The sequence below is a fragment of the Xanthomonas dyei genome (assembly GCF_002939865.1).
GTDB lineage: Bacteria > Pseudomonadota > Gammaproteobacteria > Xanthomonadales > Xanthomonadaceae > Xanthomonas > Xanthomonas dyei.
Window position 1 is genome coordinate 34,027 of the sequence record NZ_MDEE01000018.1, and the last position, 12,241, is coordinate 46,267.

Here is a 12,241-nt window from a genome sequence, read left to right on the forward strand (position 1 = left end):
GTCTGCTCCACGGTGCAGCATTGATGGCCCACATCAGTAGCGCCGCTGCCGTGATCCAGACGTGAGAAATCCGCTTATATCGTGCGATTTGCGTGCCCTTCACCGCGCACGCGCTGAACTGGCAGCCCATCCAGACACCAGGAGCGGCGCCATGTCCCGCGACCCCTTACGCGACCAACCCACCCAACCGGGCGAACAGCACGGCAAGCGCGATGCCGAGCAGTATGAGGATCGCGGTGCAGGCGATGCACCAGGCCGCTTGATCCCGGCCGATGACGATACCCCTGCCAAGACCCCGGGCAGCACACCGGCACCCGAGCGCTGACACCGGCGCGGTCGCGGGGCGAGTCTGGCGACGCTAGGCCCGCCCCGCCGCCTGCAGACGGCAGAATTCGTCATCGCTGAAGAGCCGCGAGCGCACCAGAAAGCGCACGCCTTCGCCATTTTCCAGCGAGAACATGCCGCCACGGCCCGGCACCACATCGATGATCAGCTGGGTGTGCTTCCAGTACTCGAATTGCGGCGCGCTGATGTAGAACGATGCGCCGCCGATCTCGCCCAGCAGCACGTCGCGATCGCCAACGATGAAGTCGCCTACCGCAAAGCACATCGGCGACGAGCCATCGCAACACCCACCGGATTGATGGAACAGCAGATCGCCGTGCCGCGCACGCAGCGTATCGATCAACTGTAATGCTGGCAGCGTGGCCATGACTTGCAATGGCAAGTCGGTTTCGGCAGCAGCTTGCATCGTTTCTCTCCCATAATGACCTCGGGCCGCCATCCCGGGCGCAATGCGCCCCTCGATGAAACAGGGGCGCATGCACGCATGACACGGTTGGCGGCGTCCAACAATTCGGCAGCCTTCGTGCCGTGTTGCACGCGCCGTGTGTCGCGTACAGCTGACGCACAGGCAAGTCGCGCTGCCTGTGCGCCCGGATGGCTCAGAAGAACCCCAGTGCCTTCGGCGAATAGCTCACCAGCAGGTTCTTGGTCTGCTGGTAATGGTCGAGCATCATCTTGTGGTTTTCGCGGCCGATACCCGACTGCTTGTAGCCACCGAACGCGGCATGCGCGGGATAGGCGTGATAGCAGTTGGTCCACACCCGCCCGGCCTGGATCGCGCGGCCCATGCGGTACAACCGCGACGCATCGCGGCTCCACACACCAGCGCCCAGGCCGTAGAGCGTGTCGTTGGCAATCGCCAGCGCCTCGGCTTCGTCCTTGAAGGTGGTGACCGACACCACTGGGCCGAAGATTTCTTCCTGGAACACGCGCATCTTGTTGTGGCCCTTGAACACCGTGGGCTTGACGTAGAAGCCTTCGGCCAAGTCGCCATCGAGCATATTGCGCTCGCCACCGATCAACACTTGCGCGCCTTCCTGCCTGCCGATGTCGATGTACGACAGGATCTTTTCCAGCTGCTCGCTCGATGCCTGCGCCCCGACCATGGTGTTGGGATCGAGCGGATTTCCCTGCTTGATCGCGGCCACGCGCTTGAGCGCTTTTTCCATGAACGTGTCGTAGATTGATTCCTGGATCAGCGCGCGCGACGGGCAAGTGCACACCTCGCCCTGGTTGAAGGCAAACAGCACAAAACCTTCTACCGCCTTGTCGAGAAAATCATCGTCTTCGGCCATCACATCGGCAAAGAAGATGTTGGGCGATTTACCGCCCAGCTCCAGCGTCACCGGAATCAGATTCTGGCTGGCGTACTGCATGATCAGCCGGCCGGTGGTGGTTTCGCCGGTGAAGGCGATCTTGGCGATGCGCGGGTTGCTGGCCAGCGGCTTGCCGGCCTCCAGCCCAAACCCGTTGACCACGTTGAGCACGCCGGGCGGCAGCAGATCGCCGATGACCTCCATCAACACCAGGATCGACGCTGGCGTCTGTTCGGCCGGCTTCATCACCACGCAGTTACCGGCGGCCAGTGCAGGTGCCAGTTTCCAGCACGCCATCAGCAACGGGAAATTCCACGGAATGATCTGCCCCACCACGCCGAGCGGCTCGTGGAAATGGTAGGCGATGGTGTCGCTGTCGATCTCGGAAATGCCGCCTTCCTGCGCACGAATCGCACCGGCAAAATAACGGAAGTGATCCACGCACAGCGGTACGTCGGCATTGAGCGTTTCGCGCACCGGTTTGCCGTTGTCCCAGGTTTCGGCATAGGCCAGCAATTCCAGATTCTGATCGATGCGGTCGGCGATCTTGAGCAGCACATTGGAGCGATCGGTGGTGGAGGTCTTGCCCCAGGCCTCTTTTGCCGCATGCGCAGCATCCAGCGCCGCTTCGATATCCGGCGCGGTGGAGCGCGCAATCGAGGTAAACACCTTGCCGCTGATCGGCGTGGTGTTGTCGAAATATTGGCCGCCGTGCGGCGCAACCCACGCGCCGCCGATGTAGTTGTCGTAACGCGATTTGAAGATGGACTGCGGGTCGGTATTGAGCGGTTTGGTTGCAGATTGCGCGTTCATCGTGGGCTCCTGCTGAGAGATCGATGCCACGTGTATACCTGCCGCGGTGCTAGCGCAATGTGGGCGTAGAAACTGTTGCGCTGCGTCATCCGAAAAACGGTCAGCGAGAAACGCATTACCTTTGAAATGCGCTGCAGCGCGTCATCGCACGAGTGATGGGACATCACCTCATGCCGTGTTGCAGTGGACGGCAAGCGGTCGCGGTTGGACGATACCGGCGCGCGGCAGGACGCCCTCACCGGCCGGCATCGGCGTGACTGACATCGCCGCCAGATCGCGAGATCGCTGCCCGGTTTGGTCTGCACGCTACCTGTGGTGCGGTACGGCCATGCTCCTGGTGCCTGACCCGATGATTGTTAAGCCACTGCCGGGGAATCAGGGGGTCTTTGCAGCTGATGTGAGCGGCATCGCCGCATCCGGCGGTGCAGCACAGTCGGCAACGGTTTTCATCTGATAGGTGCGCAGCTGCCATGCGGCAGCCGGCGTCTGCTGCCACACATAGACCCAGCGATGCCGCTGACCGGCGTTGCATGCATCGATAGTGACTTCATCGCGCGGGCGGCCTTGCGACGGCAAAGGCACTGCCGCGGTGCCTGCATCGATGCGTGTGCCCACGGGCCTGTCGAAAAGGACGGTGCTGACGCGAACAGTGCCCAAATCGGCAGCGGCTGGCGGCGGCATCTGCCTGGTTTGATCACTCGGCCTGGGTTGCTGCAGCAGCCAGGCATGGATCTGTGCGATGGCCGGGGCACCGGCGGGGTAGTCGTGCACGATGCGCATGTCCATATGGTCTGCCCTGGCCACATTGCAGGCCAGCACACACGCCACCGTCGCCGAAAACACCAAGGCTTGCTTCCAGGCCGTCATCGTTGCGCTCCATGCAGTGGTTGAGTAAACAACGCTATCACGCGTGTGGGGAGTGACGACAGCCTTCTTCGCTTAGCGCGACGCTGCGTCAAGCCGCCGCCGTACCGCCTGCGGCGCGCCATGCCTGCACTGCCGCAAGCACGCGGTTGCCATGCAGCGCGCTGCTATCGCGCACGGCATAGGCGTGTGGTCTGGCTTGTACCTGGGCCGCCAGTTGCGTGCAGGCGGTGCGCGCGTCTGCCAACACATCTGCGCGCTCTGTTGCGTTCAACGACAGCAGGATCGAGAAGCCGGTGGCCGACATCGTGCAGTTGATGTCCAGCCAGTAATGGTTGTCCTCGCGCAGGAGAAACCAGTCTGCGGGGGCGTGATCGATGACGCGCATGGCGTGGCCTGGTGTGGTGGGCACAGGTGTGGCGTGTCGATGGCAACCCGTGCGTTAGCGAGACGGCTTCGTCGCGCCCGGGTGCGCTCCTACGGGGGGCGGGCGCGTTGTTGGACGCGCACCGCCTGCGGCCTGCTCAGCCACCAAAATCCCACTGCAGCCCCACCGTATAGGTGCGATCCGGACCCGGCTCGTAATAGCGGCCGTTGCCGTCGTTGACGATCACCGAGCCCACGTACTGCCGGTCCAGCGCGTTGTCGATGCGCGCAAACGTACGCACCGCACCTCGCGCAGTGGTCCAGCGGCGCGAGGCTTCCAGATTGACCAACGCATAGCCGGGCGCACGTTCGGTAGCCAGATCGTTGGCCACGGTGGCGTCGGAGGCCACCGCTTCGGCGGCGAATTGCCACTGCGCCGGCTGCCACTGCCAACGCGCGAACAATTGCTGGCGCGGCACGCCGGGCAGGCGCGAGCCGCTGGCCACCGGTGCGGTGGGCGTGGCGCAACCGCTGCTGGCGCAGGTGAGATAGCCATCGCGCACGGTGGCGTCGACAAACGTGTAAGCCAGCTGCACCTGCTGGGTGGCGCCCAGCGGTTGCTGCCAACTGAGCTCGGCGCCCTGGCGGCGGGTGGCGCCGATGTTGCGGAAGGTACTGCGGCCGTTGGTGTTGCTGGCCACCGCCAGTTCGTCGTCGGTGTCGGCGCGAAACAACGCCACCTGCAGCGCCGCGCCGCTCTGCGCGCGCCACTTGCTGCCGACTTCGTAGTTGCGGCTCGTGGCCGAGCCCAGATCCAGCGCCAGACCGGCGCCGCCATCGTTGCGATAGCCCAGCTCGTTGAAGGTAGGCGTTTCGAAGCCGCGTCCGGCCGAGGCGTAAAAACGCAGATCGTCGGTGGCGCGGAACACGATACCGCCCACCGGCGTGGTCGCCGAATAATCGCGCCGCCCGCTATCGTCGGGATTGCGGCCCACGATGTAGTGATCGTCCGACTTGAAACGCACCTGGCTATGCCGCACGCCCAGCAATGCCGACCAGCGGTCGCTCCACTGCCACCAGGCTTGCGCGAACTGGTCCACGTTTTCGACCTGATCGCGCTGATTGCGGCGCAGCGCGCCCTGCACGCCCAACGTGGCGCCAACGAAGTTTTCGTAGCCGGTGCGGTGCTGCCGTTGGCGATCGACATTGGCGCCCACGGTGAGCTGCAGCGGCCGGCCCAGCGCCTGTCCCTGCCACGCCCAGCGCGCGTCGGCGCCTTCGTAATTGCTGTCCAGATCGATCACGCCACCGGCGTGCAGCGGGTTGCGCTGCACCGCCACCGGCGCCGCCAGAAACTGCTCCACGCTGCGCTGCCCGCCATAGGCCATCAGCCGCAGCGTCTGGCTGTCCAATTGCTGGGTGAAGATCGCCCCGGCCTGCGATTGGCGCACCGATTTGCGGGTATTGAATTGCGTGGCCACCGACGTGGCCTGGCGCGGGTCGGCATTGAATTGCGCGCGGGTCAGACCCAGCGGGTCCTGTGCATCGGGCGCGTCGAGATAATTGAGCACCAGATCCAGCCGGCTGCCGGGCGCCAGATCGAAACCGAGCTTGGCGTTGACCGAGTCGCGCTTGGCGCGGCTATGGTCGCGGAAGCCGTCGGTTTCGAAGTGATTGGCGGCCAGGTTGTAGTGCACCGCGCCCTGCTGGCCGAGCAACTGCGCGCCCACATTGACGGTGGCATTGCTGCCGTAGGTGGCACGCAGCCGCCATGGATCATCCGGCTTGCCGTCGGCGCTCCATAGCTGCAGCACGCCGCCGGAAGAGTTGCCGTACAGCGCCGAAAACGGCCCGCGCAGCACTTCCACCCGCTCGGCGCCCAGCACGTTGAAGTGCGACAACTGGCCCTGACCATCGGGCATGCTGGCCGGGATGCCGTCCACCAGCAGGCGCACGCCGCGTACGCCGAAGGTGGAGCGCGCACCGAAGCCGCGGATCGACAGCTGGGTGTCCTGCGCGTAGTTCTGGCGGTCGCGCGCCACCAGCCCGGGGATGCCGTCCAGCAGCTCGGACACCTGCGCGCCGCGGCGGTTGTCGTCGTCGGCCGACACCACGGTGAACGAGGCAGGCAAGTCGAAGTCGTCCACCCCGTGCACGCGCGCGGCATCCACCTGCACGGCCGGCAGCAGCTGGGGCGCGGGCTCGGCGGCCAGGGCGGGCGCGACGGCGCTCGCAACGAACAAGCCGCACGCGGCGGCCAACAAAGTGAGTCTGGGCATGTGCGTAGTGTCCCTCATCGATCCTGTGGCCGTATCATTGCGTGCGGAACCAAGCATGCTACGCCCGCCACGCCCTGCTACGATGAAGTGGTTTGGCCCAGCAGCGGCCAACGATCCGGAAGTACCCCACTCTTTCGTCCTTCAGTGAGTCATGCCGTGTCCTTCTTTGCAAACGTAGAACAGGTTCCAGGCGACCCCATCCTGGGCCTGACCGAGGCCTACAACGCCGATAGCCGCCCCAATAAGGTCAATCTGGGCGTGGGCATCTATTACGACGAAAACGGGCGCATCCCGCTGTTGCGCGCCGTGCACAAGATCGAGCAGCAGCTCGCGCAGGACGCCAAACCGCGCGGCTATCTGCCGATCGACGGCCTGGCTGCCTACGACAAGGCCACCCAGGAGCTGCTGTTCGGTGCCGAATCGGCGCTGGTGGCCTCCGGGCGCGTGGCGACCTCGCAGACCGTCGGCGGCAGCGGTGCGCTGCGCGTGGGCGCGGACCTGCTCAAGAAGCTGCTGCCCACCTCCACCATCGCCATCAGCAACCCGAGCTGGGAAAACCACCGCGCGGTGTTCGGCGCGGCCGGCTTCGAGGTGGTGGATTACACCTACTTCGACGCGATGACCCACGGTCTGAATTTCGACGGCATGCTGGCCGATCTGGCAAAACTCGCACCGGGCACAGTGGTGCTGCTGCACGCCTGCTGCCACAACCCCACTGGCGCGGACCTGACCAAGGACCAGTGGAAGCAGGTCGCCGGCCTGCTGAAAGAGCGCAACCTGTTCCCGTTCGTGGACATCGCCTACCAGGGCTTCGACAAGGGCATCGAGGCCGATGCCTACGCGGTGCGCCTGCTCGCTGCCGAAGGCATCGACAGCTACGTGGTGGCCAGCTCGTATTCCAAGTCGTTCTCGCTGTATGGCGAGCGCGTGGGCGCGTTGTCGGTGGTCTCGGCCACCGCGGCCGAAGCCAAGGCCGTGCAATCGCAGGTCAAGCGCATCATCCGCACCATCTATTCCAGCCCGTCCACGCACGGCGCCGCCCTGGTGGCCGGCGTGCTGACCAGCCCGGAACTGCGCGATGTATGGGAGCAGGAATTGACCGAGATGCGCGAGCGCATCCATTCCCTGCGTGCCGGCCTGGTCGAGCGGCTGGCCACGCTGGGCTCGCCGGAATTTGAGTTCATCCAGCGCCAGGCCGGCATGTTCTCGTACTCGGGCCTGACCAAGTCGCAAGTGGACCGCCTGCGCGACGAGTTCGCCATCTACGCCGTGGGCACCGGCCGCATCTGCGTGGCCGCGCTGAGCCAGCGCAATCTGGACTACGTGGCCCAGGCCGTGGCCACCGTCAGCCGGACGTAAGCGGCCAACGATGCGGTTGACCGCATCGGTCGACCCGCACAAACCAAGCACCGGGAGCGCACACGCCTCCCGGTTTTTTTATGCCCGCAGACGCCGCTGCCTTCCCCCGCCTGCGGGGGAAGGTGCCCGAAGGGCGGATGGGGGCCAGCACGCCCATCCAACACCGGCCTTCACTTCGCACATATTCGATCAACCACGCTACAGAACGCGCAGCAAGTGATCGAAATCTAACGGCGCAATGGCGACAATGGCGGCCCACTTCCTGCACAGGCTGCCCGCCCCCATGTCGCGCCCCTCGCTGACCCGCTTCCTGATCGAAGAACAACACGCCGGCCGTATCGATGCGGAATTGCGCCAGCTGATCACCATCGTCTCGCGCGCCTGCAAGCGCATTTCCATCGCCGTGAGCAAGGGCGCGCTGGGCGGCGTGCTCGGCGATGCCGGCACCGGCAACGTGCAGGGCGAGGCGCAGAAAAAGCTCGACGTGCTGAGCAACGACATCCTGCTCGAAGCCAATGCCTGGGGCGGCCATCTGGCCGCGTGCGCCTCCGAAGAAATGGACCACAGCCAGCCGGTGCCCGACCAATATCCCAGCGGCGATTTCCTGCTGCTGTTCGATCCGCTCGATGGCAGCTCCAACATCGACGTCAACGTCTCGGTGGGCACCATCTTCTCGGTGTTGCGCGCGCCCAAGGGCACCGAAAAGCCCGGCGACGAACACTTCCTGCAGCCGGGCACCCAGCAGGTTGCCGCCGGCTACTGTATCTACGGCCCCAGCACCATGCTGGTACTCACGCTCGGCCACGGCACCCACGCCTTCACCCTGGAGCGCGAAGAAGGCAGCTTCCTGCTGACCCAGGCCGATATGCGCGTGCCCGAAGACACCGCCGAATACGCCATCAACATGTCCAACCAGCGCCACTGGGAGCCGGCGATGCAGGCTTATGTGGGCGATTTGCTGGCCGGTAAGGACGGCACGCGCGGCAAGGACTTCAACATGCGCTGGATCGCCAGCATGGTCGCCGACGTGCACCGCATCCTTACCCGCGGCGGCATCTTCATCTACCCCTGGGACAAGAAGGACGCGTCCAAGCCCGGCAAGCTGCGCCTGATGTACGAAGCCAACCCGATGAGCATGCTGGTGGAACAAGCCGGCGGTGCGGCCACCACCGGGCGCGAACGCATCCTGGACATCCAGCCCACGCAACTGCATCAGCGCGTGCCGGTGTTCCTGGGCTCGAAGAATGAAGTGGCGCAGGCCACGCGGTATCACCTGGATGCGGATCAGGTGCAGGGCTGACGTTCCGGCCCAGGCCACACGCAACACTGATCCATGCAAGACACCCGCCTCGTGCGGGTGTCTGCGTTTATGCCAACGGCAGATTGCGCAGCACATGATGAAACCGCGGATTTGCCGCTCTCACGGTGGGCCTGCTGGCGTTTGCCCAGACCCTCGGCGTCACCGGATATCAGTGACGTTGCCCCTCAATACACGTCGGGGAGGTCGCGCAGTTCTGGTGGTTCGGTCGGGGAGCTTCCTGCGATTTCAAAGGTGTCGCTAAGCACGTCCGGTCTCCAGCTGACCGGCATCTTTGAGTAGCGCAAGCGCCCACTCCACACGGTCCGATGCGGTAGCGATCAGGCTGTCCGGGTGCTCGCCGAGCAGCGCGCGCAGTTGATGCGGGGCAAAGACCAGATCGACGAAGTGGCTTGCCAACGCAGACGGATTGGCAGGTTGATCCGGGCCGTCGAGGATCGCCAGATGCACGCGCCGCACCCCACCCTCCCAGCCAATCCGGTTGACGTCAGCGGCAAGCGCTGGCGCCCGAATGGAGGTGCCGACGACCAAACGCATCATGGCCACCGTCTGGGGGTGTAACGCATGCGCAAGCATCCCCTGGCCTGCGTGTCTCAGGCGCCCCTCCAGACCCATGGGCACACCGGCTGCGGCGGGCAGTGGCTGGGTGTCGACATCGCGACGGATGACCGCTTCAAAAATGGCGTCTTTATTGGCGTAGCGCGCGTAAAAGCTTGCCTTGCCCGCGCCTGCCAGTCGCGCGATGTCCTCACACGAGGTGTCCTCGAAGCCGCGCTCCAGGAACAGTGTCAGTGCCGCATCGAGTAAGCGCCGCTGGACATCGCCGGCCTTATCGAGCGGCGGCCGTCCGCCTTTTGATTTTTGCTTGACCGCGTTCATGGACGAAAAGTTACACGTCGCTTGCATTCCCATCAACTGAACGCTATCGTTCAGTTATTCGCTGCATGGTCTGCCAAACAGGCGAATGGCGCAGGTGCTGCGTGACAGAAAGCCTTCTGCTTCTGTCGCAGTTTTCGTTGCCGTTGTTGGCGCAAAAAGACCCAAGCGAGAGGCAAATGGTGAAGACAGAGGTGACATCCCAAATCGTTGTTGCAGGCGCCACCGGCGACCTTGGTTGCCGCATCGCTTTTGCCCTGAAAGAACAGGGGGCCACTGTGGTTGCGCTTGTTCGGCAAGGTGCCGGGAAGGACCGTGTTGCGGCGTTGCAAGACAGGAACATCAAGGTTCAATACGTCGAGATAGACGACGCCAGCGCGTTACGAGAAGCGCTCGAGAATGCGGCGTGCGTTGTTTCTGCGCTCAACGGTCTGGAAGACGTCATGCTGGGTCAACAGGGAAAGCTGTTGCATGCAGCGGTCAGCGCAGGCGTCCCTCGCTTCATCCCGTCTGATTTCTCACTGGACTATACGAAGACACGGCCGGGCGATAATCGAAACCTGGATTTGCGGCGCCGGTTCAGAGACCAACTGGATGCCACACCGATCGCGGCCACCTCGGTGCTGTGCGGCGGTTTTCTGGAACTGCTTGAGGGCAGTGCGCGCCTCGTGGTACCGGGCCGTCGTGTCATGCATTTTGGCGACGCACACCAGCAGCTGGATTTCACCGCCAAAGATGACGTCGCCAGTTACACCGCGGCGGCCGCACTGGATTCCACTGCACCACGCGACCTGCGCATTGCCGGCAACAGCATTTCGCCGAACGACATCGCGCAACTGCTCACCCAACTCACCGGCGAGCGCTATCGCACGCTCAGACCCGGCGGGCTCGGGACGATGTCGGCAATCATTGGTGCGGTGCGTGCGCTCACGCCCGCCAGCGATGCTCCTTTCCCTCCCTGGCAGGGCATGCAGTATCTACGCGACATGATGAGCGGACGCGGCAAATTGGTCCCGTTGGATAACGATCGCTACGGTGCGCGCTCCTGGCAAACAGCCCGCCAGACACTGGCCAAAACGTATGTACGGGAGTCGTGAGATGAGCGATGTCATTGCACCGTTTCACATCCAGGTTGCCCAATCACAGCTGGATGACCTCACACAGCGCCTTGAGCAAACGCGTTGGCCAAGCAGGGAAACAGTCGAGGACCACAGCCAAGGCCCACAGAGCGAGCCCATCCGGCGCCTGGTGGAGCGCTGGCAGTCCGGCTACGACTGGCGTGCGACAGAGCGGTTATTGAACGGCTGGAACAGCAGCCGCACGACGATTGATGGGCTGGAGATCCAGTTCCTGCATGTGCGCTCGCCGGAGCCAAACGCGCTTCCTTTGCTCCTGACGCACGGGTGGCCAGGATCGGTGCTCGAATTCCGCGAGGTCATCGGCCCGTTGAGTGACCCGGTCGCCCATGGCGGGCAGGCGTCGGACGCCTTTCATCTCATCATCCCATCCTTGCCGGGTTTTGGTTTCTCCGCAAAGCCAACGACCCGTGGTTGGGGAGTCGGTCGCACGGCTGCGGCATGGGTCGAGCTGATGCGCCGTTTGGGTTATGGCGAGCGGTGGGCCGCACAGGGCGGCGATTGGGGCAGTGCGATCACCACAGCGCTTGGATTCATGCAGCCACCCGGCCTGGTGGGTATCCATCTGAACATGCTGATGTTCGCGCCTAGCGAGGAGGAGATCGCACACGCCACACCGGCTGAGCAGAAGATGCTCGACGACGCCAAACGCTACTACACCGAATTTTCCGGCTACATGACGCTGCAAAGCACCCGACCGCAGTCGGTAGGCTTCAGCTTGGCGGACTCTCCGGTGGGCCTGGCTGCATGGATCTATGCACTCTTCCAGGACGTCTCCCAAAGCGACGGCGAACCGGAGAACGTGTTCGCCTTGGACCACCTCATCGATGACATCATGCTGTATTGGCTCCCCAACGCAGGACCCAGCTCTGCACGTCTGTATTGGGAAGCCGCGCATGAAGCCAGGACGCAGATGCCTTCGCATCCAATGCCAACGCCGACTGGCATCAGCATGTTTGCGGGCGAGCAGGTGCGCGTTTCCCGGCGCTGGGCAGAGCGACGCTTTGCGGATCTACGCTTTTTCGGAGAAGCGGAGCGTGGCGGACATTTTGCTGCGATGGAGAACCCACTGGCCTTTATCGATCATCTGCAAACAACCTTTCGGTCTCTTCGGTAACGGCTACCGAGTCTCACATGCCCGCAACGCCTTGGTACCCCCGCCATGCTGACGGTGCCGGTGTATCCGCTTTGCATTGAGCGAGCGTTATCGCGGCCAGGGAAGGCCAGCAATGCACCCAACGTCTCACTTCCAACCTGCTGCGTATCAACGACCCACGACGTGATTGCGCACGATGCGATTTCTGCGGTTTTTTTAGTGGTCTTGGCTGCCGCCAGGCGGCATTGCCCGTAGGCCGGCGCCAAGAGCTGACGCCCCCCCCCATAGATTCGATGTCTCGTCGTTGTGGGGGTTGGTCACAAGCTCCTGAGAATACCCTGGCACGCTCCCAACACCATGGGGTACGCGGCGGACATGACGGCGCTGCAGGTGAAGCTGCCAGGCGCGGTGCCTGCGCTGCCCCCTTGACCGCCAACGCCCACAGCGGCCAGTCTCGTGGGCTGGCACGGCGG

At 64.0% G+C, this 12,241-nt stretch carries 11 protein-coding genes; 5 read left to right on the forward strand and 6 right to left on the reverse strand.

What is annotated here, in order from left to right:
- Nucleotides 1–151 precede the first annotated feature (151 nt).
- On the forward strand, nt 152–325 hold the full coding sequence (locus XdyCFBP7245_RS24170) for a hypothetical protein (protein WP_170068636.1): 174 nt from the start codon (nt 152–154) through the stop codon (nt 323–325).
- Between the two features lie 33 nt (nt 326–358).
- Here XdyCFBP7245_RS24170 and XdyCFBP7245_RS13120 read toward each other — a convergent pair whose 3' ends face one another.
- From XdyCFBP7245_RS13120 to XdyCFBP7245_RS13140, 5 genes are all read right to left on the reverse strand, one after another.
- Nucleotides 359–751, reverse strand: a complete 393-nt coding sequence (locus XdyCFBP7245_RS13120) for a DUF779 domain-containing protein (RefSeq protein WP_104616042.1) — start codon at nt 749–751, stop codon at nt 359–361.
- A 193-nt stretch (nt 752–944) separates the two neighbouring features.
- Entirely contained in the window at nt 945–2,474 is a 1,530-nt protein-coding gene (gene adh / locus XdyCFBP7245_RS13125; protein WP_104616043.1) for an aldehyde dehydrogenase, read from the reverse strand.
- 375 nt (nt 2,475–2,849) lie between these two features.
- Entirely contained in the window at nt 2,850–3,341 is a 492-nt protein-coding gene (locus tag XdyCFBP7245_RS13130; protein WP_104616044.1) for a hypothetical protein, read from the reverse strand.
- Nucleotides 3,342–3,429: 88 nt separating this feature from the next.
- Complete coding sequence (locus XdyCFBP7245_RS13135; RefSeq protein ID WP_104616045.1) at nt 3,430–3,726, reverse strand: hypothetical protein; 297 nt, start codon at nt 3,724–3,726, stop codon at nt 3,430–3,432.
- 136 nt (nt 3,727–3,862) lie between these two features.
- On the reverse strand, nt 3,863–5,983 hold the full coding sequence (locus tag XdyCFBP7245_RS13140) for a TonB-dependent receptor family protein (RefSeq protein WP_170068637.1): 2,121 nt from the start codon (nt 5,981–5,983) through the stop codon (nt 3,863–3,865).
- A 156-nt stretch (nt 5,984–6,139) separates the two neighbouring features.
- Between XdyCFBP7245_RS13140 and XdyCFBP7245_RS13145 the strand changes: the two genes are divergently transcribed.
- Nucleotides 6,140–7,342: an amino acid aminotransferase gene (locus XdyCFBP7245_RS13145; protein WP_104616084.1), complete on the forward strand. Its 1,203-nt coding sequence runs from the start codon at nt 6,140–6,142 to the stop codon at nt 7,340–7,342.
- 283 nt (nt 7,343–7,625) lie between these two features.
- Nucleotides 7,626–8,642 carry a class 1 fructose-bisphosphatase gene (locus XdyCFBP7245_RS13150; RefSeq protein WP_104616047.1) on the forward strand — a complete coding sequence of 339 codons (1,017 nt, stop codon included), beginning with the start codon at nt 7,626–7,628 and terminating at the stop codon, nt 8,640–8,642.
- Nucleotides 8,643–8,900: 258 nt separating this feature from the next.
- Here XdyCFBP7245_RS13150 and XdyCFBP7245_RS13155 read toward each other — a convergent pair whose 3' ends face one another.
- A complete protein-coding gene (locus XdyCFBP7245_RS13155; protein ID WP_104616048.1) occupies nt 8,901–9,539 on the reverse strand; it encodes a TetR/AcrR family transcriptional regulator in 639 nt (212 codons plus the stop codon).
- Nucleotides 9,540–9,715: 176 nt separating this feature from the next.
- Here XdyCFBP7245_RS13155 and XdyCFBP7245_RS13160 point away from each other — a divergent pair, with 176 nt between their 5' ends.
- Both XdyCFBP7245_RS13160 and XdyCFBP7245_RS13165 read left to right on the forward strand, forming a co-directional pair.
- Nucleotides 9,716–10,633, forward strand: a complete 918-nt coding sequence (locus XdyCFBP7245_RS13160) for an NmrA family NAD(P)-binding protein (protein ID WP_267191115.1) — start codon at nt 9,716–9,718, stop codon at nt 10,631–10,633.
- A 1-nt stretch (nt 10,634) separates the two neighbouring features.
- A complete protein-coding gene (locus tag XdyCFBP7245_RS13165) occupies nt 10,635–11,789 on the forward strand; it encodes an epoxide hydrolase family protein (RefSeq protein ID WP_104616049.1) in 1,155 nt (384 codons plus the stop codon).
- Nucleotides 11,790–12,241: the final 452 nt, after the last annotated feature.